Here is a 23,979-nt window from a genome sequence, read left to right as displayed (position 1 = left end):
GCAGGCATCGCACCTTGTTCGGGGTGTGCCTATTTAGTGCCTGTAGAATCCGTGAATGCTGTACGCTACAAACTCAAGATATTTACACACCCAAAGGCAACGTTAGACCCAGACTGATTATTAGAAAGGGAAACATTAAGGGGAAACTTGCAACCAGGTCAATCCCAGTGATTGAAGACTTACGGCGTTTGCTGGTTGAATACTATCCGATGGCAAGAGATATTTATTTGTTTCCAGGTCGTAACAAATGACTTAAATCAAGATTCTACGGATGCCGTACAACAGGTGTGCGAGATCCGTTGGAAGATTGAGGAATTTCACAGAGAACTTAAGCAATTGACAGGTCTAGAATCAACACAGATGTCGTAAACCTCGTATCCAGAGAAATCACATTGGTTGTGTCATACTTGTTTGGTTAAGACTTAAAGATCAAGCTTATAAAATAGGTCTAACTGCTTACCAACTCAAGCATGGATTACTGTCAAACTACCTGATTCAACAACTTAAACGTCTCACCATTCCTATGTCGTTGGTCTAATTTTTAGTGGCGATCGCTTGTGACAGTTGCGTAAGTCCTGGACTACTTGACGAAACTCTTCAAGTCTGGCACAAATCATGTTGGCAGGTGAGTAATGGTAGTTCTTTTCTCACTTTCTGCCTTCATGGGGACTGTATTCAATCAGACACCCCTTTCTATGATTATCATTATTGTATTATTTATTTGGGGCATACATACTACATAATTGTTAAAGGTCGCGGATGCTTTGAGGCTGACAAGATAATATTTTTAATCTCTAATTCCATTTGATTTGCGTTCTCTTATATCGCTTTTAGTCTAAACCCTAGTAAGCCGCTTCTCTACGTTCGCGCAGCGTGTCGCAGACAGACGCACTCGCGTTTGCGTCTAGATGAATTGCCGCTACAGCTTGAAGATGCGCCTAAATCCTGTAGACGCATCTTCAAAAATAAATGGTATTATTATCTCAACTTTGAACATTTGTAGCAAATACTTTAACCTTTGTAACAAATACTCTTTCATATATAAGAAAGGCTTAAGTATTTCCAGGAAAGGTATAATCATTTGCTGCAATCACTTTAACCTTTCTAAAAAATACTCTTCCATGTATAAGAAAGGCTTAAGCAATTGCAACAATCATTGTAGTGAACTTATAGATATAGCTGTTGCTAAAAAATCGCCTACTAAATAAAGTGAACCACACACAATTATTAAATCGTCTGTGATAGCGGTTGAGGTTGCGGCTTCTAGTGCTGTGAATAAATCTGGATGGATTTGGCGATCGCTTAATTCTGGACAGAGGCTATAAGCTAGGTTTGCTAAGTAGTTTAAATCAGCAGAAGTTCTACCTGGCCAAGGTTCTACTGGTATTGGTACTAAAAAAAGGCGATCGCCTGGTTGTAGCAGGGCGGTAAAAATATCCGCATGATCCTTATCGGAAAACATTCCCATAACCCAATTGATGGGCTGGTGGTTAACTGCATCTAAGCTATCCACATACTGGCGAAGAACTTGGGCAGCGGCAGTATTATGAGCACCATCAAGTAATAATTTATGGTTTTTCCAGGTAGTCCATTGCATCCGCCCTGGCCATTTAGTTTTTGCCATGCCGTTAATTATGGCTTCTTCAGAAATCTGCCAACCCTGTTTTTGGAGAATTTCTAAAGTAGCTAAAGCCAAAGCTGAATTAGTTAATTGAATCTGTCCCGCTAATGGTAACGGATATTTAATTAAATTAGAATTTTGAATTGTTTGATACTCTGCCCATCCAGAGGCTATTTCATGGGCGGGTTGAGGTGTAAAAATCGGGCATTGTAATTCTAAAGCACGCGATCGCACAACTTTTTCTGCATTTGGTGGCAATGTCCCAATCACAACGGGACATCCAGGTTTGAGAATACCTGCTTTTTCTCTAGCAATATCAGAGACGGTAGGGCCAAGTTGCTGCCAGTGTTCGCGGCTGATGGAAGTGATAATAGTAATCAAGGGTTGCAAGCAAACATTGGTAGCATCTAAGCGCCCTCCTAGTCCGACTTCTACCACAGCCACATCAACTTGCTGCTGGGCAAAATATAACCAAGCAGCCGCCGTAATTACTTCAAACTGAGTTGCCGATTCCTCATCAGGGCGAATAGCCGCTTGGACTTTTTGGAATAATTGGCTCAATTCTTCAGAGGAAATTGGCTGTTCATTCAGACAAATACGTTCTGTCCAATCGACTAAATGGGGGGAAGTGTAGCGTCCTGTACGATAACCAGCCTCCGTAAGTACTGAGGAAAGATAGGCACAGACTGAACCTTTGCCATTGGTGCCAGCAACGTGAATTACTGAGACATGGTGATGAGGATTACCGAGATTTGCCAAGAGGTTGACAATGCGATCAAGTCCCAAATGGACACCAAAGCGTTGAAGAGGTTGTATTACAGAATCGATATCCACAGAAGCAGGAGTGGGGAGTGGGGAGAAATCAATTCAAAATTCACGCATTCAAGAAAAGACTGGGAGATTAGGGAGATGAGCGGGATAAGGGGGACAACTCAAACCCATGCCCCATGCCTAATGCCCCATTCATCGATATAAATCAAACCGACTGCCTCTGTAAAAAGAAACAGTCGGTTGAAGAGTGATGATATTGAGGCGAATTTAGGCTTCCCTATCCCAAAAGCCTTGAATTTGTCTTAAAGCCGCAGCGCCAATATTAAACACTGCCCAGCCAGCAGCAATGGCGACTGGTGCTAAAACGATCGCTATACGGAAATCGATATCCATATCTAGAACTCCTCTCTTAAGTAGAAATTAAAGTTTTGTCAACTGCTCTCATTTTTATTTTTAGCTGAAGTGGGCAATTTTTCCCAACCAATATGTAAAGAATGTTTAAATTATCGGGCATTGGACAATAGTTTTTCTTCCCCTGCTTCCCCTGCTTCCCCCACTTCCTAAGACTCGCTAAAGCCTATATCAGTACCCTTACCAGCATGAACTAAAGCTAACTTTTGGTAACGTTTAGCGTGTTCAATCAGTTCTGTGGCTTCAACGTCTGTTACTTGCCGTAACACTTTGCCAGGAATACCGACAACTAGGGACAGAGGCGGTACATTTTTTGTTACCACTGCGCCAGCACCGATAATGCTACCAGTACCCACTCGTACCCCGTCTAAAATCACCGCGCCAATGCCAATCAAACTTCCACGCTCAATGTAAGCGGAATGTATCACGGCGCGATGCCCTACGGTAACATAATCTTCTAAAATTGTCGGAGAACCAGGATCACCATGTAGAATTGCTCCATCCTGAATATTTGTGCATTCGCCAATTTCAATGCGTTCAACATCTCCCCTAACCACTGCTCCATACCAAATGCTTACCCCTGCTGCAATATTTACCGAACCCATAACAACAGCATTGGCTGCGATGAAGGCAGCTTGAGAAAAATCGGGAGATATCCAGTAAGAAGCGGTAGACACGATAGAATATAAATTATGGTACCCAGGAACACTGGAGAAACTCCAACCTTTGAGGCTGGTTGCACAACCAGGATATCACAGCGTCAAGCCTCTACGCTGAGGAAAACACTAGTGAACTATGTTCCTGCCGCAACTCCGTGTCTGTGCAGTAGTGAGCAAGTAACCCAAAGTGGTAGAGCCGAAGTGTATAATCCAACCCACTAGTGCTGGTGAAGACAAAATTATGTTTGTACGCACTTCATGATGAATCCAGGCTTGCAGTACCCGATGTTTGGCCCTGAAATACAGTGTCCCCATTGTCGCCAGACTATTCCGGCGCTGACACTAACAGATACCTATTTATGTCCGCGTCACGGCGCGTTTGAAGCTAATCCTAAAAATGGAGAGTTAATCCATTTGCAATCGGGGCGTCATTGGCGCAGGTGGAATAATGAATGGTATAGACAGCATACTCATCCCGATGGTATTCGCTTTGAAATTCACGAAGCATTAGACAAGCTTTATACCCAAGGCTATCGAGCAACGAAAGTGATTATTGCTCGACGCTATCAGGAATTAATGAGTGGCTACTTAGAACGCAGCACACCTTGGCGTTCTGGAGTGCCGGAAGTTACGTCTGCCCGTTTGTATGGCTTACCCGTGGAATTTAGCCCTGATACCTCAGAAGATCCCTGTTGGGAAGTGATTAATTTTGACTTGGAAAAAGAGCCTGGCGTCCCTGTACGCTACCCCTATTTCAGGTTATTTGAGTAATGGTCATTGGTCATTAGTTCATTGGTCATTTGACTAATGACTAATTACTAATGACAAAGGACAAATTATGCACCACGCTTCTATTCGGACTGCGAATATTCATCGAGCGATCGCTTTCTACGAACATTTAGGGTTTACAATTTCGGAACGCTTCACTACAGGCTACACTTTAGCTTGCTGGATGGAAGGATTGGGCGGCAGAATTGAACTGATCCAAATTCCCGAACCAAAACCAGCCCCAGATGCATTTGCTGACGAACATTATGTGGGATACTATCATCTCTCGTTCGATTTAACTGAGATTACACCAGATTTACCTAGCTGGTTGACAAATTTACAAGAACGTGTATCACTAGCTGCTGAGAGTCAACCCGAAGAATTACAACCTTTGAAGGTACTTTTAGAACCGACACAACAGCAAATAGGCGATCGCATTTACGAAGTGGCTTTCATCGCTGATACCGATGGCTTACCTTTGGAATTCATTCGGGTTTTAGCAAAACTCCCATAATTTAGCTCTTTTATCACCTTTGTTGCTAATATATTGTTTTTCTGTATTGTTGCTGAGGTAACAGATTTTTTTACCAGATTAAACTATTGTCACTTTCTCAAATAACTATGTAACTTAATTTACAGATATATCTGCTAAATACATGTATGGATTTTCTAGATTTTATTCCAAATTTTATAATAAATATCCCTTGCCGTTATTACTTTTAAGCTTATGGTTAGTAGCAGTTTTTTTGTTGAGCGATCAACCTGCTAATAGCCAATATGCAGCCACATCTAATAAAGAAAAATACCAGTCAAGCTTGCTAGCAAAAAGAATAATGCCCTCAACACTAACAGAAAATGTCCGCAAAACAGTGCTGGAGAATGGTCTAACTGTCCTGACAAAGGAAGTGCATACTGCGCCAGTGGTGACAGTGCAGGTATGGTATGAGGTTGGCTCACGCAACGAAGAACCGGGCGTGAATGGCATTGCCCACCAGTTGGAACACATGATGTTTAAAGGCACTCTAAATCGTCCGATTCAATTTGGACGTTTGTTTAGTGCTTTAGGTAGTGATTCCAATGCTTTTACCAGCTATGACCAAACTGCATATTACGGTACTGTAGAACGAAACAAGCTGAAAGCGCTCTTAGTGCTGGAAGCAGACAGAATGCAAAATTCCCAAATTGAGCCAGAACAACTAGCGAGTGAGAAGCGGGTAGTAATTTCCGAGTTGCAGGGTTACGAAAATAGCCCAGAATATCGCCTCAACCGCGCCGTCATGCAGGCGGCCTTTCCCAATAATCCTTATGGGTTACCTGTAGGTGGCACTAAAGCTGATGTCGAGAAATTTGAGGTTGAGCAGGTACAAAAATATTACCGCAATTTTTACAGTCCCGATAATGCCGTCTTAGTGATTGTTGGAGATTTTCAAACTGCAAATACCCTAGAAACAATTAAAGAAATATTTGGGAAATTACCAAAAAGAGTGAAAAGTGAAGAGTTAGGAGTTAGGAGTAAAAATACTTTTACCTCATCTTCCTCATTCAATACCCAACACGGGCTAAACGCCCTGCTACCGCTAACCGCATGGGCTAAACGCCCCGCTACTGCTAACAGCACTCCCATAGTATTGCGAGAACCGGGAGCAGGGCGGCTGTTGCAGGCGGTGTATCCGCTACCGGATGTGAATCAACCGGATGTGCCAGCGCTGGATGTGATGGATTACATTTTGACAGAGGGACGAAATTCTAGACTTTATCAGGCATTGGTGGAGTCAGGTTTAGCTAGTGAAGTCACAGCATCTGTTACCAGTTTGCGAGAATCTGGCTGGTATGAGATGTTGGTGACAGCTGGATCTAAACAAGATTTGAAAAAAATTGACTTAGTGTTGAGTAGTGCGATCGCCAATGTAGCAGAAAAAGGCGTGACATCTGAGGAAGTAGAACGAGCCAAGATCCAATTAACAGCAGATGTCATTTTGAGTAACCGTGATATCACCTCTCAGGCAATGCAATTGGGCAATGATCAGACAACTGCTGGTGATTATCGCTACACAGACCGCTATTTGGCAGCTGTCCGTCTGGTGAAGCCGACGGATGTTGTTGCTGTAATCAATAAATACCTCAGAAAAGAAGCCCGGACAGTAGGCTTTTTTGAACCAACCCAAAAGCGGGTAACAGGGATTGGTGACAAACCAGACTCAGCCCAAACTACAGAAAATTTCTCTCCTGGCGCATCTGTGCTTCCTTCTGAGGTGATGAAATACTTACCGCCAGTAGATTTGGCTACAGATGCGTTGCTTGCCGTCGTTGGCAAGGCCTCTGGTAGAGAAGACATCGCACAAGTCCTGCCACAGGACTTTAAATTTACCAACGGATTGCGGATATTACTGTTACCTGATCATAGTACTCCTACCGTTACCCTAAGCGGCCACATTCAAGCCGGTACGGAATTTGAGCCAGCGAATAAAGCTGGACTGGCTGCTTTTGTCGCAGAGAACTTGCTAAATGGCACTAATAGCAAGGATGTCTTAACTATTGCCCAAGTCTTGGCAGAACGAGGAGCGAGTCTAAACTTTCAAACCAACCGCGAAGGTGTGCATATCGAAGGTGATAGTTTAGCAGAGGATTTACCAATACTCCTTGAGATATTGGCAGATGTTGTTAAAAATAGTACCTTTCCAGTCAAAGAGTTGGAACTGCATCGCCAACAAACTTTAACTGATCTGCAACTGGAATTAGATGAGCCATCAGAAGTAGCCCGAAGAATATTTATTCAGTCAATTTATCCGAAAAAACATCCCTTACACAACTTTCCCACAGAGGAGAGTTTACAGCAGATTCAGCGCCAGGATGTGATTGATTTCAAAGCTAAACATTATCGTCCAGACACAACAGTGCTAGCGCTGGTGGGAGATTTTGATCTAGACAAAGTGCGATCGCTGATAAAAAATGAGTTTGGTAACTGGGAAGTTAACGGCCAAGCACCAACATTAAAATATCCCACGGTATCAATGCCAAAGAAAATAGTCAGTGTCAACCCAGTTTTACCAGGTAAAACCCAAGCTGTTACTTATATGGGTTACACAGGTATTAACCGTTATGATCCTCGGTTTCACGCAGCCTTAGTATTGAACCAGATTTTGGGAGGCGATACCTTATCCAGTAGACTAGGTGCAGAAGTGCGCGATCGCCAAGGTTTGAGTTATGGAATTTATAGCTCCTTCCAAGCTCTTAAGAATGCAGGCATATTTTTGATTGAGATGCAGACTAGTCCAGAAGATAACACCAAAGCGATCGCTAGCACCCGCCAAATACTACAGCAAATCCATCAACAAGGCGTCACCGCACTGGAAGTACAAACAGCTAAACGCACCTTGATCAGCAACTACAACGTTTCCCTGGCAAACCCAGAGGAATTAACAAATAGAATTCTGATGAATGAAGTGTATAGACTAGATAAAGTAGAATTGCACTCCTTTACTGATAAAATCCAGAAAGTCACTCTTGACCAAGTTAATCAAGCGGCTCGTGAGTTACTCCACCCAGATAAAATTGTCGTCGTCACTGCTGGGCCATCTGTGTTAGCAGAGAAAAGCATTAAGTAGAGATAGGTTTTGAGAATGGGGCACTGGGCATGGATAATATAAAGAATGAGTAAGTTGAAGCAGGCAAAGTAGAAATCAAAGGAGCCATTCAGGAACTGGAATTCAAGCCGAGTGCTGAGGCAAAATGGGTATTTCCCGAAAATCTGGCAGTTATAACTTGTGTTGTCCAATACCGGGACATACAAAAGCAGGTATGACTGGAGAGATTGCCATCAAGAATTAAAAATTATTCAACTAAGTATTTGGCGACGAGCTAATGTTTCAATTAAAGATAATTTAGCTAAGTCCCATAGTGTGCAGCGAAAAATAAGTTATGGCGTTTTTAATTCAAGTCCAACACATCAGGAGTACGTGAATATGTTATTGTATATACGTTAGCGGCTAAACTGGAAGAATCCCTATCAGGGATTAAAATAATTTAAATTATAGATATTATTTCTCAAGTAATCTAGAGAAAGCATTGATACTTAAGCGGCAGAGCCACCAGTAATTTTTAATTTCCTATGAACATTTTCAGTAACTTACTTTCTCAAACAACTCAGCCTACAACTGGGAAAAAGCAACGCCGAGGAATTGAAATTAAATCGCCGCGTGAAATTGAAATCATGCGGCAATCAGCGACAATTGTAGCAACTGTCCTCAAAGAAATTTCTGAGTTAGTAAAACCAGGAATGACCACGGCTGATTTGGATGCTTATGCAGAAAAACGCATCCGCGAAATGGGTGCATCACCTAGTTTTAAAGGATATCACGGTTTTCCAGGTTCTATCTGCTCCAGCATTAACAATGAAGCAGTACATGGCATTCCTAGTCCCAAGAAAGTGATTCGCGTGGGAGATGTATTAAAAGTAGATACGGGCGCTTATTATCAAGGCTTTCATGGTGATTCTTGCATTTCAATTGCTGTCGGTGAAGTGACGCAAGAAGCTGCGAAATTAATTCGCGTAGCGGAAGAAGCTTTATATAAGGGTATTGAACAAGTAAAAGCTGGTGTATACCTACTTGACCTAGCTGGAGCAATTGAAGACCATGTGAAAGTTAATGGCTTTAGTATAGTCGAAGAATTCACTGGACACGGTGTCGGTCGTAACCTGCACGAAGAACCTTCAGTATTCAACTACCGTACCCGCGAGATGCCAAATGTTAAACTCCGTGCGGGGATGACGCTGGCAATTGAGCCAATTTTAAATGCGGGTTCTAGACACACGCGGACATTATCTGACCGTTGGACAGCAGTCACTGTGGATAATTCTTTGTCGGCTCAGTTTGAGCATACAGTGTTGGTAACAGAGACTGGTTATGAGATTTTAACTGACCGTTCTAAGGTGTAATTGTTAGTTGTAATTATCTGTTGTTAAGAGAGGTAAAGCCTCAAAAGAGGGCGATTTGCCTTTTTATTTTTTGAGGCAAAGGTTTGCAGAGGTTCTAGGACTTTTTTTGGTCTAGAAGGAAGTCCTCTGCATATAGCCAGATAAATTCACCAGCGGTGGCTGGTTCGATGCTTTGGAGTGCTTTAGTAATGTTGAGGATGATCAAGACCAAGTAAATATTCGCAGAACTGCGAAGATAGGTTTTGAATAGAAATCTAGGTAAACCGAAATGCATCTTACCAATTTTATGACCGATACTAGCCAATCAAACTCTGCTTCTATCGCTGTTAAAGCTTCTGAAGATCCAATTTTTGGCAGAGAAAAAAATCACGATTATTGCAGTCGGTGTACTATAGCAATCCTAAGTGAATCATGAGAAAACACCATACTCCTCTTCTACTAGCAAGTAAAAAATTTAACAATTGATTTATGAGTTAAACAAACTATCTCATAGGAGTTTTTCCCAAAAATATACGTAGGAAAATAGTAAAAAATTAAACTAGATTTCATTTTACGTGTTTTCTCACGAATGATTCAGGATTGCTATAGCTCTATATGTCTTGTTAGTTATTCTGGCTTTACTCCCAATTTCTCAACCGAAAGCGCACGGGCATTTTATCGGACGGATAAATTAACAGGTTTTGCTGTAATTGTTCCAACGAAGAACAACCGTTGACTAACTCCCAGTCGAAGTAGCGAAGCAATAATGCTAGCATCATAGTTGCTTCTAGCATTGATAGATGCTCTCCCAAGCAACGATGAAGCCCTGAACCAAAATCTATCATTGGCAGTGAACTAGTTTCCTTACTTTTGTCTAACCAACGTTCCGGTAGAAATTCCTCTGGATTAGCATAGACTTCTGGGTCTCTTCCAGCAGCAAGCATTGACCAGGATATTCTTGTACCGCGAGGAATCACTTGACCCTCAATTACAGTGTCGCGTTGAGTCTCCAATGAAGTCGAGCCGGAGGCGACTGAATAAAGGCGCAGCGTCTCTTTGATAATTGCGCGAATATAAGCTAATTCTTTGAGACTTTCGGTATTAATACCGCCAAAGGTTTGCCAAGCTTGGTCAACGATGTCCTGTGCTTGCTGAAAAACCCTTTGATTTAAGCTTAACTCTCCTACTGCAAAGGATAAAGTATGGGCTGTTGTGTCAGTACCAGCTATTAAGAGTTCAACAGATTCTGCTATTAATGTTTTGTGATTGTATTTTGGTTCTTTGGCAGCGATTTTGACTAACATTGATTCCAGGAAAAAAGAACTTACCTGTGGTAAATTGGTTTTGTTTTCTTCTCTGAGTCTTAAAGCCAAGTCTACACGGGGAGTTAGAAATTCCTCTAAATATCCCCTTGCTGCCCAATAATCTCTTGAATTTTTGGTTGGCAAATATTTCATCCATATTTTCTCGCCAGTAGCTTGTCGTAGGAACCGATAGCCTAAAATAGATATCGCTTCATACACCTTGAGAACTTCCAGGGGTTGCCCTTCATGACTAGTACTGTTTCTATCCACGGGAATGCCCAGTACTAGACAAGAAATTACCCTCATTGTTAGTTCTACAAACAAAGGATCTACCTGAACTTCTTTTGGCGGCGCTGCTTCCTTGAGTGTCTCAATTACTTGTTCGCAGGCTTGGCTAATCATTTCTACATATTTCGAGAGACTGCTAGAACTGAATTCCGGGTTCCAAGCTTTGCGTCGCCACTGCCACTCAATCCCAGTTTCTCCTATTAGAATGGGAGTACTGATGTCGTTCCAAGCTTTGCGTAATTGCTCAGACCTGATTAAGCTACCATCTTTCATTCCATTGACAATGGTATTGTCGATAACTTTTGGTTTACTTAAAATGACAACTGGGTTGTTGCCATTCCAAATAACATACATCGGGCCTAGCTGTTGACTCCAATCAAATATTTGCCGGAATAATTTCTTCTGTTTGACTGCTGCTAATATTTGAGGAAGATTTCCTAACAGCCAGTGTTTGGGAGGAGAAGGGAGTGATTGTAGCGATTTGTATGCGTTCTTTTGTTTCCACCAGCGCCACCCAATTGTTGCCGCGATGCTAGTAACGCCTAAGACTGTGGCTAAATATGGAACTGAGTTAGAATAAGCAATCTGAGCAGTAATGTCTTGAAACATGAATCCGCCTTTGTTCACCAAAAACTTCAGATTACCTAAATACTACCTTATTGTTTCCCAATTCGTTTAGCCTCTTTGCATCGTCGGAAATTAATATTAATAATATTGAAGATAGTTTTAATGACGTTCGTGTGTGTTCTATTAAAATGTATAGAGATTCTTGAACAGTAATTTTCTATTGCTAGTTTTTGGACTGATTCTAAGTTTACAAGGCTTTTTTCAATTAACACTCTTTGACTGATAGATTTATAGTTAATCCGATAGTAAGCTAATTTATTTTTTGCCTTGTCAATTGTGATAATTACTAATTTTCGGAATTTGATACTCTAATAGATGATAGTTGCCAAAATTTAAGTTACACTTGAAGCTTTCAGCAATTAACTGAAAATTGGCGGTGAGGCTGAGATGATTAATATCAGAATTTAGTTGATTAACCAACTGAATATCACTGAGAATATCGGTGGCTATTGCCTGTAAAAAATAACCCCATTCAATCCAAGAATCAATTTTTGATTGTAAATCAGTTAATGAAATTTTAATTTCTGAGTTGCCAAATTTTTCTGCAACAGCTGGATCTACTAATCCAACACTAGGTATAAATAAACTAACGACTGTACCGATTCGAGGAAGTGTAGCGATCGCAAAATTTTTGAGGTTCTCAAATCTCAATTCCTCAGCAATTAATTTTTGAATATTCCGTAGTTGTTCTTGAGCATTATTAATCAGGATAATTTGTTCCATGATTTGATTAAAATCGCCAATAGTCAGTTTTAGACTTCGAATCAGTGTTGGCAATTCACTAACAAGTATTTCTAGGTTAGCCATAAATACCCCTTAGGGATTTGTCGAAAGTTTATCCGAAACAATTAAAATATCTTGAGTAAGAACATAACCACGCCTGTTGTATCTGAGCATCCTAAGTGAGTGATATATCTTAGGAGCTATAAAATGTATAGTTCCCGAAAATCCTGCTAAAGTAACAATTGAAGTTTTAAAATCCCAGAGAAAACCAAAATTACCCATTCACTAACTTATGAATGAAGTTGATTTAGCGTTTACCCCAGCACTAGAGTTGGCGCAATTAATTCGTCGCCGGGAAGTATCACCGCTAGAGTTGGTAGAAATATATTTAAAACGAATTGGGCAGTTAAATCCCCAATTAGGAAGTTATTTTACGGTGACGGCAGAATTAGCGATCGCAGATGCCAAAGCCAAAACAGAATTATTGACAACTACCTCAGAACTACCGCCTTTTTTTGGGGTGCCAATTTCCATTAAAGACCTCAACGCTGTAGCGGGTGTTACTTGTACCTATGGAAATCCGGCATTACTAAACAATATCCCTAATTATGATGATGGGATTGTGACTCGGATTAAGCAAGCTGGATTTACCATTCTTGGTAAAACAGCCACTTCTGAATTAGGTTCATTACCTTACAGTGAACCTACGGGTTTTCCCCCGGCTAGAAATCCGTGGAATTTAGAATACACCCCTGGCGGTTCCAGTGGTGGCGCAGCGGCAGCAGTAGCAGCGGGATTGTGTGCGATCGCTCAAGGTTCTGACGGCGGTGGTTCAATTCGGGGCCCTGCGGCTTGTTGTGGTTTGGTGGGACTCAAACCATCTAGGGGCAGGGTGAGTAAAGCACCCGTGGGCGAACGCCTTGCTGGAATTGCCGCCAACGGCCCGATCGCCCGGACTGTGGCTGATGCTGCTGCCCTTTTGGATACCATATCTGGCTATATCACAGGCGATCCTTACTGGTTACCAGATCCCGAACCATCATTTCTCGCCGCTACTCAAACAAAACTCGGTGCTTTGCAAATTGCTTTTGACACTAGCATTTCTCCTTTGGGAGAAGCTGACATCAACTGTCAGCAAGGTGTCCGGCAAACAGCCCAGTTATTAGAACAACTCGGCCACCAAGTTGAACAGAAATCCCCAGATTTTAGCGGTTTAGTTGAACCATTTCAAATCGTTTGGCAAGCTGGGGTGGCTGCGTCGGGACTTCCTGTTGAAGCCTTGCAGCCATTAAATCGCTGGCTATTTGCACGAACAGGTTCTGTTGCCCAGTACCTCCAAGCAGTTTCCCAAATGCAAATAGTGACACGGCAGATTGTGGCGTTTTTCGATACCGTGGATGTGCTGATATTGCCAGTTTATCTACATTCACCCATCCTGGTTGGGGAATGGGCTTCGCTGAGTCCAGAAGAGACATTCCAAAATATTATTGAATGGGTTGCCCCTTGTCCGCCTGCTAATGCAACTGGACAACCTGCGATCGCAATTCCTGTAGGCTTTGATAGTAAGGGTTTACCCATCAGTGTACAGCTAATTGGTAAACCTGCGGCTGAAGCTACCCTGATCAGCCTAGCAGCACAATTAGAAGCGGCTAACCCTTGGATTGATCATCGTCCAGCCTTTGCAATATCAGGTTAATCATGCAGGCATCCCTGGAACAACTTTCACAAATTATTGTGTTTGCAGGTTTAGAAACAGCAGAGAAGATAAGTTTGCAACCTTACACTCAGGTGCAACGGTATCGCAAAGCAGAGATTATTCTACATGAGGGCGATCGCTTACCAGCAAAACTCTATGCTATTGTCAGTGGATCAATTCAAGTTACCAAAACAGCAACAACAGGGAAAGAAACGATTCTCCGCGCCCTAGCTGCTGGAGAAATTTTTGCGGCTCCTGCTTTATTAGGAAATGGAATTTCTCCAGCAACTGTCACTAATAATTAAGTTGCCCGATCAATTTTTTGCACTTCTTGATCAGATAGTTTCACATTTATAGCTTGTGCTGAGTCTTCAATGCTGGAAATCTTGCTAGCACCAGGAATTGGCAAAATAGCAGGCGATTTGGAACGCAACCACGCTAAAACGATATTATACACAGACACGCCTTTTTCTTTAGCTAACTGAGCGATCGCGCGGATATCTTGCAAGTCCTGATGGCGACGTCTACCACCAAAGGGACTCCAAGGCAAAAATGTCAATCCTTGCTGTTCACAATACTTCAACACGCCGTCATTTTCTGGCTGTCGTTGCCAAGGGCTGTATTGATTCTGCACCGAGACAATATCCACTACATCTCGCGCCCGCTTAATTTGTTCAACGGAAAAGTTAGAAACTCCCACAAACCGAATTAAACCTGCCTCCACTGCTTCTTTAACCGCTGCAAGAGATTCTTCAATGGTGTAATTAGTATCGGGAGAATGGTATTGCCAAACATCGATGGGTTTAGCACCACCCAACGCCTCAAAACTGACTCGAATTGTTTGGCGCAAATGTTCTGGGTTGCCGTTGCTTGTCCAGTTACCATTGGGACGCATCAAACCGCCCTTAGTTGCCACAATTACTTGGCTAACATCGCCTTTGTAACTACTAAGTCCCTTGTGAATTAATTGCTCGTTGTGGTGCTTATCTGACTCATCTTTGCAGTAAGAATCGGCAGTGTCAATAAATGTAATACCCAGATCCAACGCACGATGAATAACTTGGATTGATTGCGATTCGGGAGGGCGATTATAAATTGACATGGGCATACCACCCAAACCGATCGCACTCACAAAGATGCCACTTTTTCCTAGCTGTTTGGTTTCCATGCTTCTAGCTATAGCTTTCTGCCCCAATTATCTACCAGCTAGCCAAAGATTTTTTAGGGATTTATCGGAAATCTTCCTTAGTACTTAGACTTGGCGATAAGTGAATGGGCTATGAGGGGAATACTCTACTCAGGGCTTAAGTATTATATACACAGATACCGATGAAAATTTACTAAGCAAGCGCTTAAAGAAACCTTATTAGTTTTACTCATTAACACAACCTAGTCAACTACAAATACCCACTTTGTCAGTTTGTCTAATTAAGCTATGTTTAATAAATAAAATAAGTAGCCTACATAATCGGCTGTTATTTCACACTTGACATAAAGCATTGTGAGTGCAAAACGTCTGCCAGAAACCATTGCCCATGTCAGAATTACTCGCCAATCCTGGCAACACGGCTTCCTAGAAGGCGAAGTGAGTGCAGGTGAGTTTGAGTGGCATTTCCAGTGGCATTTTCGCCGGGGAGAACTTGCCGTCAAGCCTTCCCAAGGCCGCGCCTTAATCAAAGAACCCCTCGGCCGATTCTTGGAGCAACAAGATTACCAGCTAGAGCCTGGAGGAGACTATGCTTTTACTATTCGGGCGGAACTCTAGGAGTTAGGAGTTGTGAAGATATTAATTCCTAACTCATAACTCCTCACTCATAACTCCTCACTGCTGATTCAGTGAGGCGATTTAAGTATCTTTCAATTAAGAGAATGGCAACAATGTCATCTATCGGTCTTGGTGGCTGTCGCAGACTCTGCGGCAATAGCTTTATTAGCCCTTTAGGTGGGTACATTTGCCAATAGCGATCGCGTGCTTCTAAGGTTGTGTAGCGCTCATCGACTAAAATGATGTTCAGCGGTTGTATCAATTCCTGATATAATTGCTGTCTCCACTGCTTGGCTGTAGTTTGGTCTCCCATAACCATCAAGGAGATAGGAAACTTTTGACGCAATGTCTCAATGGTAGCGATCGCCTCTTTTGCTAACACAACCTGATGATAATGCAGTTGTCGATCCAGTCCGATCACCGCTAAACCACATTTATCTCGACCTGGATCAAACCCCAAGATGACTGGCTGCGTTGGTAAAAATTCACGGAAAGTCATAATAAATTCAAAATTAAAAATTAAGAATTAGAAATGTTCGCGTAGCGTCTTGTAAAGAAGAAATGCAATCACAGCAACTCTTTTGGCTACTGTTCAATATGTTTAAATCTTACTAATAACAGTGTACAAATAATTTTTTAAGTACTAAAAATAATTTGTCCGTTGACTATTGCCACTAATTTCACTCTCAATGGCCCGGCTGTATAAGTGTCCTCTGCTGCGATCGCTTTAATCTCCAATGGCTGATTATACTGTCTTAATTGGGTGATAAAGCGCAGAAAAGCCCCCTCTACTTGGACATTTTCGACAATTCCGGCGTTACGGGCGCGAAATTGGGAAGCAGAAATTAGTATTTCCAGCCGCTGCTGTAACTGATAGGATGTCATGGTTTGGGAATCGGTAGTGGTTGTGGCCAACACTGCGCCTCCCGAAAAAACCAATTGATTTCGGGCTGTATCGGCGAAAAATTCTATCTGCTTTTCTCCCCTGACGTAATTACCAGCCGAGAAAATTCGCACCACGTATTCTTGACCATCGCCAATCTGCTTGCTCAATTGCTCAACCCTATCCTGGGTAACGCGCAGTAACTCTACATTTGCAGGATTTACACCAGGTTCACTTAATTCGAGGTTGGCGTTGCGATTGGCTTCTTGTAAAAGTTGTATCACTGCTTGGCTAGCAGCAGCAGATTGGGTAACACGAACTACACCAGCAGACAGAACTTGACCGCGAACTAAGGCCAGCTTACCTAAACGCAGATCGCGGTAGGACTGATAATATTTTTTCAGCCTTGCAACTTCCAGTTCTAGTTGTTCCTGTTGTCCTTCCAATTCTTTGAGGCGAGATTCCCGTTTGGCAATCACTTGCTCTCGCGCTGTAATTTCTAAATTACGCTTTTGAATCAGTTGATCCAGTTGGGCAATTTTTTGATCGCGTTGTTCTATGGCTTGTTGGCGGTTAGCAAGTTCGTGATCGCGTTTTTCAATAGCTGTTTTGGCTTGGTCAATCGCTTTTTTAGCTTCAGCATATAGTCGTTGACGTTCTGTTTTCAGTAGTCCAACTGCCACCTGTAGCTCCTTTCTCTGATTGTAAACGCTTTGGAGTTCAGCTATGGCTTTTTGGTACTGAGTTACAACTTGTTCTAGTTGACCTTGAGTGCGTTGGAGTTGAGTTTGAGTTTGGGCTTGTTGATTAATCGTGCGGTTCAACTGAGCTTGTGTTTGGCGTTGTTTGGCATTTGCCGCCTGCAAGGATTGATTGATTAAGAGCAAGTTTTGTTGTGCTTTTGCTTGGGCAATTCTTGCTTGATTTAGCTGACTTTCTACCTGACTTTTCTGAATTTCTGCGGTTTTTAGCTGTTCCCGCTTCTGCCTGAGGTCTGTTTGAATATCCTCTAATTCAAAGACTCCCTTTCGCAAGCCTTCATCGGCAGCGAATAAAATCCCTAATGTTGATGCTGAAATTAAACCACCCGTAAAAATAGTTACCAGTACAGCAGTATTTTTCGGACGAAGATTAAAAAGTGAGAGGCGGGCTTTGCCAACTCGTGTGCCAATGCGATCGCCCACGGTTGCTATCACGCCTCCCAAAATTAAAATTGCTGCGATGAGGATGTATCCGGTGGTCATCTTTTGCTACCGAAATCCTTCCAGATACAGCCTACTACTTTTAACCATTGTCTGTGGAGAAGTGGAGATTGGCAATAGCTGAAATTGCTCAATTTTAGATTTCCCTCTAGCTATTAGTGTCATTTTTCAAAACACAACACGCGCCGACTCCCCTTTCTCCAATTGCTTTTATGTGAACTGCCTACTTAAGGTAACAGGTTTGTGCACAGTAATCTTCTTTTTGTGGATAGAAATCATCTTTTTTTCACGCAAATCCCCTAGTAGCCTAGTAACAGTAACACGAGTTGAACCAATTGCCTCTGCGATCGCTTGATGAGATAACTTCAGATCTATAGTGATCCCATCTGCACAAGGAACCCCAAAATCCCGACAAAGAATTAACAAAAAACTTACCAACCTGGAACCCATATCTCGGTGAGCGAGAGTTTCAATCATCATCTCTGTCTGTAAAATTCGCGAAGACAGACCTCGCAGCATTAACATTGATAATTCTGGATTTTCCTTGAGTGCTAGCTCCACCTGTTCAATTGGTGCTGACAGTAATTCCACAGGAGTAAATGCAACCGCATGGTAAAACCTATCCGACTTATTTCCTGTCAGCAATGACAATACACCAAAAACACTATTTTCCCGCAACAGTGCTACCGTTATTTCCTCTCCTGCCTCGTACACCCTGGAAAGTTTAACAGCACCTTTCAAAAGAAAATAAACTCGTTCGGCAGGATCGCCAGGAAAAAAGATCGTTTTATTGCGTTCAAACGTTTCCACAACTGGCGGAAACGCCCCGGTCGCCATCTGACGAAATACATTTGCTAGGGCTTTATCTTGTGTCACGATCATCTCCCTTCCCCTACCCAATGCCGGAAAAACAAAAACTGATTACCTAAGAATACACCCGAAAAATGAATAAAGCACCGTCAACCTTTCTGTACTTTCCTATACTCAAACTAATCTCTTCATAACTCTTTGTTTATAATGATACATAATTGTTGATCCTTTCAGCTAGTAGTTGTTGATAAGTAGTTACAATAGCTGTATAAACAAGGTTTTTTAAAGAACAAATAAAGATATCTTGAGAAAATCTTTAGGAAAAATCAAGAATTTTGTCACAGTAAACACCCTTACCAATATTCATTTTTGCAAATCCTGTGTAAAACATAGACAAACTAGCCTCAGATTCTAGTATGCTCCTAATGATCGATCGCATTAATAATTTCTATGCTAAATCTGACTGGAAAAAATGCTCTTGTTACAGGTATTGCCAATAACCGCTCGATCGCCTGGGGCATCGCCCAACAGCTGCACAAAGCCGGAGCAAACCTGGGTATTACTTACTTGCCGGATGAACGCGGCAAGATGGAGAAAAAAGTCGCGGAGTTAGTGCAACCGCTCAACCCCAGCTTATTTCTTCCCTGTAATGTCCAAAATGACGAACAGATTCAATCTACCTTTGGGACAATCCGCGCTCAGTGGGGGAAGCTAGACATCCTCATCCATTGTCTTGCCTTTGCTAGCAAAGATGATCTGAGTGGAGATTTTAGCCAAACTTCTCGTTCTGGCTTTAACACTGCTTTAGAAATTAGTACCTACTCGCTGGTGCAATTAAGTGGTGCAGCTAAACCTTTAATGACAGAGGGAGGTAGTATCGTCACCCTGACATATTTAGGCGGTGTCAGGGCAATCCCTAACTATAACGTTATGGGAGTTGCCAAGGCGGGGTTAGAAATAAGTGTGCGTTACCTAGCGGCTGAACTAGGGCCGCAAAATATCCGCGTGAATGCCATTTCCGCAGGGCCCATCCGTACTTTGGCATCTTCAGCGGTAGGCGGAATATTAGATATGATTCATCATGTAGAAGAAGTAGCTCCCCTACGACGCACCGTCACTCAGTTAGAAGTGGGCAATGCTGCGGCTTTTTTGTGTAGTGATTTGTCCAGCGGCATTACTGGACAAGTTCTGTATGTAGATGCAGGATATAAAATTATGGGAATGTGACGCGATAAAGTGAGGAGTTAGGAGTGAAAAAGTTAGGAGTTAGAAGTGAGAAGTTAAGAGTTAAAAATTTATAACTCATAACTCATAGTTCATAACTCATAACTCATAATTCCTAACTCATAACTCCTAACTTCTAACTCTTTCTACTACCTATGCAAACAACCAATCGCCAAGTTAATTCAAACTACGACCAGTCAACTAAAACCTCTCGGATTGCCACAGTTAAACGCACCACTGGTGAAACTGATGTGCAAGTTACCATTAACCTGGATGGTAGAGGAACTTGCACAGCTGCAACTGGCATTCCGTTTTTGGATCATATGTTGCATCAAATTGCCTCCCACGGTCTGATTGATATAGATGTCCAAGCCTCAGGAGACTGGGAAATTGATGACCACCACACCAACGAAGATGTAGGCATTACTTTAGGGCAAGCTTTGAACCAAGCATTAGGCGACAAAAAAGGCATTGTCCGCTTTGGTAATTTTCTTGCACCACTGGATGAAGCCTTAGTTCAGGTAGCACTAGACTTTTCCGGACGCCCTCACCTCAGCTACGGTTTACAAATTCCTACCCAACGCGTAGGAACCTATGACACTCAATTAGTGCGAGAATTCTTTGTAGCACTCGTGAACCATAGCCAAATGACACTGCACATTCGTCAACTGGATGGCATTAACTCTCATCATATAATTGAAGCAACATTTAAGGCATTTGCGAGGGCAACGCGGCTGGCGGTGGAAATAGATCCCCGTCGTGCTGGCGTGATTCCTAGTTCTAAGGGCGTCTTGTAGGAGAGAAGCAGCAGAGGGAGCAGGGGGAGATGAGGAATAAAAAACTCTTAGCTCCTAACTCTTAACTTCTAACTTTTAACTCAGCACCACTCTGTTTGCGATAATTGACACACCAGGTGGTGATGGTTATTATCAGCCTATTGGGTAACTTGTAATTAATACCAAGCTGGTAAATGGTGATTTAACTGAAATGAAGTCTGTTGCAGATAACCCCAATTCTCAACTTCATACGACTGACACTCCGCCAGTAGTTTTAACTTCTGAGTTGCGAAAAGTCTATCGCACTGGTTTTTGGCTAAATCAAAAAGTCGTATCTCTGAAAAACTGTTCTTTAACAGTTTATAAAGGGGAAACCTTTGGGTTGCTGGGGCCAAACGGCGCTGGTAAAACTACCCTTTTAAAATTGTTGCTGGGAATTATTCGTCCTAGCTCTGGACGGGGATTATTATTGGGTAAGCCACTAGGCGATCGCAGTATTAAGCAACATATCGGCTATCTGCCGGAAAATCCCTACTTGTATGACTATCTTACTGGCTGGGAGTTTTTGCAGTTAGCGGCTGGGCTATTCCAAATTCCCAAAAGTGTACAACACCAACGCATTCCCCAACTGCTGGAATTAGTGGGTTTATCACAAGCCGATGCCTGCAAAAAGCTCTTGCGCCGCTACTCTAAAGGAATGCTACAGCGTGTTGGTATGGCACAGGCGCTAATTAACGAGCCAGAATTGGTTTTTCTAGATGAACCGATGTCTGGTCTTGATCCTGTAGGACGCTACCAAATGCGGGAAATTATCCTGGCGCTGAAAGCCGCAGGCAAGACGATTTTTTTCAATAGCCACATTCTTAGTGAAGTAGAACAGATCTGCGATCGCATTGCTATCCTCGCTCAAGGTGAATTAATTTGCTCTGGTTCCCTTAATGAACTCTTAGGCGGGGAAAACACGTATCACGTTAAAGGTCAAGGTGGTGACTGGGAAATTCTCAAAAAATGGATACCTACTCTTAGATTTGAGCCTGATGGTTCCTGGAGAGGTACACTACAAGATGATTACTATGATTTCCTCGCCAGTCTTCGTCTAATGGATGGTAAAATTCTTGCCATGAACTTGTCGCGTCACTCCCTAGAAGAATTTTTTATTCAACAAATCCAAAGAAAAAATAACTTACTGAATTAATCTTATTGCTTCTTGCCAAATAGGAAATTTTAGGTTATTTTGAAGAACAAAACCCAAATTTTCTGGCTTTTTGAGTTTATCTTTCTTAAGCTAACCCACATAAAATCAAATTCCGATCTCTTTTTAAGAATATTTGTGTTTATTTAATGAGCTTGTTCATAATTTTGATAATCATAGTAGATTTTAAATCACAGTTTAAATGTCATAAAATTGACTTCGACAAGAAAATTTTATTCGGAAGTACTTTGTTGGTTAATAGACAATTTCTTGTATAAACTGCGTTTAGTTGCGTAAGTCCTATATTTTTTGATAATTGCTCTATTCAAGCAGTGTAACTTTAAATTAACTTCACTAAAAATTAAAATTCAATAAACAAATTTCCTCCGGAAAATTACACTTTTCGAGGAAAATAAGAGTGACGGGTAACTTGAATACTTAGGTATAGTCAAAATAAAAATGTTTAAACAGTACATTATTGATCGTAGTTTCAGAGTCTCAGGTAAGTATGCTTAACACAAGTTTGTTTAAATTCCTAACTCAGCCAGTTATAGGTGTGGCTTTGTTAACTGCTGTCAATGCCGTTATGCCATGTATCAGTCTAGCTCAGGGACAACCATTACCACCAATTACACAATCACCAATTACACAAACACAAATAGATACTAATTATTCATTAGGAGGCGGCGATCTCATTCGTGTAAATGTATTTGAAGTACCTGAATATACAGGTGAGTATCAAATTCCTCCAGGTGGAGCGATCAACTTGCCTTTAATTGGCAGTGTATCTGTTCTTGGGCTAACAACTGAACAGGCTGCCGATGAAATTGCCAGAAGATATGCTCGCTTCCTCAAACGTCCCTTAATCTCAGTCAATTTGTTATCGCCTCGTCCCATCAATATTTTCGTTGCTGGAGAGGTGACACGTCCAGGAGCTTACACTCTGAGTTTGAGCGGAGGTGCAGGAAACAATCCAGGCGTACAATATCCGACTCTATTGGCCGCATTGACAACAGCACAGGGTGTAACCCTGGCTGCGGATGTGACTCAAGTTCAATTACGGCGTAAAATAGGACGTTCTTCAGAGCAAGCCGTCACCGTCAATTTGAAGGAACTCATCCAAACAGGCAGGTTATCACAGGATATTACCTTGCGGGATGGAGATACCATAGTTGTGCCAACTGCGACCAACTTCAACGTGGCAGAATCCCGCAATATATTTGCATCTAACTTTGCTGCTAGCCAAACCACACCCCGCACAGTAACAATTATTGGTGAAGTTAACCGTCCCGGTTCGTATCTTGTTACCGCAGGTAACACAGATACTCAGGGGGGCACTGCAACCACTAATAGTGGCACTGCCAGTCCCGCTGGTTTACCAAATGTGACGCGGGTAATTCAACTAGCTGGAGGAATTACAGCACAGGCTGATGTTCGTAATCTCAGGCTACGCCGACCTACAAGAACTGGCTCAGAACAAGCTATAGATATTAATCTTTGGCAACTATTGCAGAGTGGTGATGCCAATCAAGACATCATCGTCCAAGACGGAGATACGATTGTTATTCCGACGGCAACTGAAATCAACCCCGCAGAAGCTACTCAATTAGCTACCACTACTTTTTCTCCTACACGCATTCAAGTTGGTGTAGTAGGCGAAGTTAAAAAACCAGGGTTAACAGACGTTCAGCCGAATAGCTCTTTAAATCAAGCTATACTCGCTGCTGGAGGATTTAATGATGCCAGAGCTAGTAGTAGTGCCGTTGATTTAATTCGCCTCAACCCTAATGGTTCTGTCACTAAACGTATAGTTAAAGTGGATTTCTCTGCTGGTATTAATGAGCAAACTAATCCCATACTCCGTAATAATGATGTTGTGGTAGTCAACCGATCTGGTGCAGCTAAGACTGGCGATACCATAAACACCATAACTGGACCTCTAGGTATTATCCTTAATCTTCTAAACATCTTCGGACTCTAGTTTAAGATATAGATGCAAATTGGGGTCGTTGGTCAATCCTCTCGTCCCTAAAATTGCACTATCCTTGAATCAAACCTCAATAGTTAAGAGTTAATATAGCAATCCTAAATCATTAGTGAGAGAGAAAAAAGCTGAAAAGCTTATAAATACGTGTTTTTATATCTGTATTTTCTCACTATTTAATTTGGATTGCTATAGCACTCTTTCATAACTCCCGGTTCGCCCATTTTCTAGAGGGTTAGGAAAAATGTGGAACGAAAAAACAAGGGTTTCAGCGCTTGCTTAAGATTGTGATGGTGCTTTGCACCCGCCGTAGGCGATCAGATAATGACTTATAGCCAATCGCTTCTGGATAATTAAATT

Annotated in this window: 21 protein-coding genes and 3 pseudogenes; 14 read left to right on the top strand and 10 right to left on the bottom strand. The window is 42.1% G+C overall.

The window, feature by feature from the left end; all coding sequences use genetic code 11:
* Window positions 1–237 precede the first annotated feature (237 nt).
* Window positions 238–538, top strand: a pseudogene (locus V7L29_RS35750) (transposase); the annotation flags it as partial.
* Between the two features lie 615 nt (window positions 539–1,153).
* Here V7L29_RS35750 and V7L29_RS35100 read toward each other — a convergent pair.
* The 3 genes from V7L29_RS35100 to V7L29_RS35090 all read right to left on the bottom strand — a co-directional run bounded on the left by V7L29_RS35100 (window position 1,154) and on the right by V7L29_RS35090 (window position 3,480).
* On the bottom strand, window positions 1,154–2,455 hold the full coding sequence (locus V7L29_RS35100) for a bifunctional folylpolyglutamate synthase/dihydrofolate synthase (RefSeq protein WP_334738381.1): 1,302 nt from the start codon (window positions 2,453–2,455) through the stop codon (window positions 1,154–1,156).
* Window positions 2,456–2,659: 204 nt separating this feature from the next.
* Window positions 2,660–2,785 (bottom strand): photosystem II protein Y, encoded by a 126-nt coding sequence (locus V7L29_RS35095; protein ID WP_334689941.1) that lies wholly within the window; start codon window positions 2,783–2,785, stop codon window positions 2,660–2,662.
* Between the two features lie 167 nt (window positions 2,786–2,952).
* Window positions 2,953–3,480, bottom strand: a complete 528-nt coding sequence (locus tag V7L29_RS35090) for a gamma carbonic anhydrase family protein (protein ID WP_334689940.1) — start codon at window positions 3,478–3,480, stop codon at window positions 2,953–2,955.
* A gap of 15 nt (window positions 3,481–3,495) precedes the next feature.
* Here V7L29_RS35090 and V7L29_RS35085 point away from each other — a divergent pair, with 15 nt between their 5' ends.
* The 6 genes and pseudogenes from V7L29_RS35085 (at window position 3,496) to map (ending at window position 9,166) form a co-directional block, all read left to right on the top strand.
* Window positions 3,496–3,684 carry a hypothetical protein gene (locus V7L29_RS35085; protein ID WP_334738380.1) on the top strand — a complete coding sequence of 63 codons (189 nt, stop codon included), beginning with the start codon at window positions 3,496–3,498 and terminating at the stop codon, window positions 3,682–3,684.
* Window positions 3,685–3,723: 39 nt separating this feature from the next.
* Entirely contained in the window at window positions 3,724–4,233 is a 510-nt protein-coding gene (locus V7L29_RS35080) for a TIGR02652 family protein (protein ID WP_442940640.1), read from the top strand.
* Between the two features lie 67 nt (window positions 4,234–4,300).
* Window positions 4,301–4,744 (top strand): VOC family protein, encoded by a 444-nt coding sequence (locus V7L29_RS35075; protein ID WP_324982308.1) that lies wholly within the window; start codon window positions 4,301–4,303, stop codon window positions 4,742–4,744.
* A 142-nt stretch (window positions 4,745–4,886) separates the two neighbouring features.
* Window positions 4,887–7,835, top strand: a complete 2,949-nt coding sequence (locus V7L29_RS35070; protein WP_334738379.1) for a M16 family metallopeptidase — start codon at window positions 4,887–4,889, stop codon at window positions 7,833–7,835.
* Between the two features lie 53 nt (window positions 7,836–7,888).
* A pseudogene (locus V7L29_RS35065) lies at window positions 7,889–8,058 on the top strand (copper-binding protein); the annotation flags it as partial.
* A gap of 280 nt (window positions 8,059–8,338) precedes the next feature.
* Window positions 8,339–9,166 (top strand): type I methionyl aminopeptidase, encoded by an 828-nt coding sequence (map, locus tag V7L29_RS35060; protein ID WP_334689937.1) that lies wholly within the window; start codon window positions 8,339–8,341, stop codon window positions 9,164–9,166.
* A gap of 94 nt (window positions 9,167–9,260) precedes the next feature.
* Here map and V7L29_RS35055 read toward each other — a convergent pair whose 3' ends face one another.
* The 3 genes from V7L29_RS35055 to V7L29_RS35045 all read right to left on the bottom strand — a co-directional run bounded on the left by V7L29_RS35055 (window position 9,261) and on the right by V7L29_RS35045 (window position 12,171).
* Complete coding sequence (locus tag V7L29_RS35055) at window positions 9,261–9,470, bottom strand: hypothetical protein (protein ID WP_334738378.1); 210 nt, start codon at window positions 9,468–9,470, stop codon at window positions 9,261–9,263.
* 313 nt (window positions 9,471–9,783) lie between these two features.
* Entirely contained in the window at window positions 9,784–11,346 is a 1,563-nt protein-coding gene (locus V7L29_RS35050; protein WP_334738377.1) for a cytochrome P450, read from the bottom strand.
* A 288-nt stretch (window positions 11,347–11,634) separates the two neighbouring features.
* On the bottom strand, window positions 11,635–12,171 hold the full coding sequence (locus V7L29_RS35045) for a hypothetical protein (protein ID WP_334738376.1): 537 nt from the start codon (window positions 12,169–12,171) through the stop codon (window positions 11,635–11,637).
* A 208-nt stretch (window positions 12,172–12,379) separates the two neighbouring features.
* On the opposite strand from V7L29_RS35045, the gene V7L29_RS35040 reads away from it, so the two are divergent.
* Together V7L29_RS35040 and V7L29_RS35035 are read left to right on the top strand one after the other, a co-directional pair.
* Complete coding sequence (locus V7L29_RS35040; protein ID WP_334738375.1) at window positions 12,380–13,783, top strand: amidase; 1,404 nt, start codon at window positions 12,380–12,382, stop codon at window positions 13,781–13,783.
* Window positions 13,784–13,785: 2 nt separating this feature from the next.
* Window positions 13,786–14,079: pseudogene (locus V7L29_RS35035) on the top strand (cyclic nucleotide-binding domain-containing protein); the annotation flags it as partial.
* A gap of 5 nt (window positions 14,080–14,084) precedes the next feature.
* Here the strand turns inward: V7L29_RS35035 and V7L29_RS35030 are convergent.
* A complete protein-coding gene (locus V7L29_RS35030) occupies window positions 14,085–14,951 on the bottom strand; it encodes an aldo/keto reductase (RefSeq protein ID WP_334689933.1) in 867 nt (288 codons plus the stop codon).
* Between the two features lie 333 nt (window positions 14,952–15,284).
* Between V7L29_RS35030 and V7L29_RS35025 the strand changes: the two genes are divergently transcribed.
* Entirely contained in the window at window positions 15,285–15,548 is a 264-nt protein-coding gene (locus V7L29_RS35025; RefSeq protein WP_069070640.1) for a DUF3146 family protein, read from the top strand.
* Window positions 15,549–15,591: 43 nt separating this feature from the next.
* Here V7L29_RS35025 and V7L29_RS35020 read toward each other — a convergent pair whose 3' ends face one another.
* The 3 genes from V7L29_RS35020 to ntcA form a co-directional block, all read right to left on the bottom strand.
* Window positions 15,592–16,047, bottom strand: coding sequence for a Holliday junction resolvase RuvX (locus tag V7L29_RS35020; protein WP_334689932.1), 456 nt, complete (start codon window positions 16,045–16,047; stop codon window positions 15,592–15,594).
* 137 nt (window positions 16,048–16,184) lie between these two features.
* Window positions 16,185–17,675 (bottom strand): DUF3084 domain-containing protein, encoded by a 1,491-nt coding sequence (locus tag V7L29_RS35015; RefSeq protein ID WP_334738374.1) that lies wholly within the window; start codon window positions 17,673–17,675, stop codon window positions 16,185–16,187.
* Window positions 17,676–17,843: 168 nt separating this feature from the next.
* Window positions 17,844–18,515: a global nitrogen regulator NtcA gene (ntcA, locus tag V7L29_RS35010; protein WP_094347373.1), complete on the bottom strand. Its 672-nt coding sequence runs from the start codon at window positions 18,513–18,515 to the stop codon at window positions 17,844–17,846.
* Between the two features lie 378 nt (window positions 18,516–18,893).
* Between ntcA and fabI the strand changes: the two genes are divergently transcribed.
* The 4 genes from fabI (at window position 18,894) to V7L29_RS34990 (ending at window position 23,616) form a co-directional block, all read left to right on the top strand.
* The gene (fabI, locus tag V7L29_RS35005) at window positions 18,894–19,670 is read left to right on the top strand and encodes an enoyl-ACP reductase FabI (RefSeq protein WP_334689930.1); all 777 of its coding nucleotides are present in this window, start codon (window positions 18,894–18,896) and stop codon (window positions 19,668–19,670) included.
* 152 nt (window positions 19,671–19,822) lie between these two features.
* Window positions 19,823–20,464: an imidazoleglycerol-phosphate dehydratase HisB gene (gene hisB / locus V7L29_RS35000; RefSeq protein WP_334689929.1), complete on the top strand. Its 642-nt coding sequence runs from the start codon at window positions 19,823–19,825 to the stop codon at window positions 20,462–20,464.
* Between the two features lie 190 nt (window positions 20,465–20,654).
* Window positions 20,655–21,638 carry an ABC transporter ATP-binding protein gene (locus tag V7L29_RS34995; protein WP_334738373.1) on the top strand — a complete coding sequence of 328 codons (984 nt, stop codon included), beginning with the start codon at window positions 20,655–20,657 and terminating at the stop codon, window positions 21,636–21,638.
* 505 nt (window positions 21,639–22,143) lie between these two features.
* Complete coding sequence (locus tag V7L29_RS34990) at window positions 22,144–23,616, top strand: polysaccharide biosynthesis/export family protein (RefSeq protein ID WP_334738372.1); 1,473 nt, start codon at window positions 22,144–22,146, stop codon at window positions 23,614–23,616.
* Window positions 23,617–23,979: the final 363 nt, after the last annotated feature.

It is taken from the genome of Nostoc sp., assembly GCF_036916575.1.
GTDB lineage: Bacteria > Cyanobacteriota > Cyanobacteriia > Cyanobacteriales > Nostocaceae > Nostoc.
Note: the sequence above shows the minus strand (reverse complement) of the source record. Positions and strands in the feature narration are given on the sequence as shown.

Bases quoted from the DNA above. Each gene is read 5' to 3' on its own strand.
- V7L29_RS35085 (WP_334738380.1), top strand. From the start codon at position 3,496: ATGGTACCCAGGAACACTGGAGAAACTCCAACCTTTGAGGCTGGTTGC.
- V7L29_RS35040 (WP_334738375.1), top strand. From the start codon at position 12,380: ATGAATGAAGTTGATTTAGCGTTTACCCCAGCACTAGAGTTGGCGCAA.
- ntcA (WP_094347373.1), bottom strand. From the start codon at position 18,515: ATGATCGTGACACAAGATAAAGCCCTAGCAAATGTATTTCGTCAGATG.
- V7L29_RS34995 (WP_334738373.1), top strand. From the start codon at position 20,655: ATGAAGTCTGTTGCAGATAACCCCAATTCTCAACTTCATACGACTGAC.
- V7L29_RS35045 (WP_334738376.1), bottom strand. From the start codon at position 12,171: ATGGCTAACCTAGAAATACTTGTTAGTGAATTGCCAACACTGATTCGA.
- map (WP_334689937.1), top strand. From the start codon at position 8,339: ATGAACATTTTCAGTAACTTACTTTCTCAAACAACTCAGCCTACAACT.
- V7L29_RS35050 (WP_334738377.1), bottom strand. From the start codon at position 11,346: ATGTTTCAAGACATTACTGCTCAGATTGCTTATTCTAACTCAGTTCCA.
- hisB (WP_334689929.1), top strand. From the start codon at position 19,823: ATGCAAACAACCAATCGCCAAGTTAATTCAAACTACGACCAGTCAACT.
- fabI (WP_334689930.1), top strand. From the start codon at position 18,894: ATGCTAAATCTGACTGGAAAAAATGCTCTTGTTACAGGTATTGCCAAT.
- V7L29_RS35030 (WP_334689933.1), bottom strand. From the start codon at position 14,951: ATGGAAACCAAACAGCTAGGAAAAAGTGGCATCTTTGTGAGTGCGATC.
- V7L29_RS35080 (WP_442940640.1), top strand. From the start codon at position 3,724: ATGAATCCAGGCTTGCAGTACCCGATGTTTGGCCCTGAAATACAGTGT.
- V7L29_RS35015 (WP_334738374.1), bottom strand. From the start codon at position 17,675: ATGACCACCGGATACATCCTCATCGCAGCAATTTTAATTTTGGGAGGC.
- V7L29_RS35075 (WP_324982308.1), top strand. From the start codon at position 4,301: ATGCACCACGCTTCTATTCGGACTGCGAATATTCATCGAGCGATCGCT.
- V7L29_RS35095 (WP_334689941.1), bottom strand. From the start codon at position 2,785: ATGGATATCGATTTCCGTATAGCGATCGTTTTAGCACCAGTCGCCATT.
- V7L29_RS35070 (WP_334738379.1), top strand. From the start codon at position 4,887: ATGTATGGATTTTCTAGATTTTATTCCAAATTTTATAATAAATATCCC.
- V7L29_RS35020 (WP_334689932.1), bottom strand. From the start codon at position 16,047: ATGACTTTCCGTGAATTTTTACCAACGCAGCCAGTCATCTTGGGGTTT.
- V7L29_RS34990 (WP_334738372.1), top strand. From the start codon at position 22,144: ATGCTTAACACAAGTTTGTTTAAATTCCTAACTCAGCCAGTTATAGGT.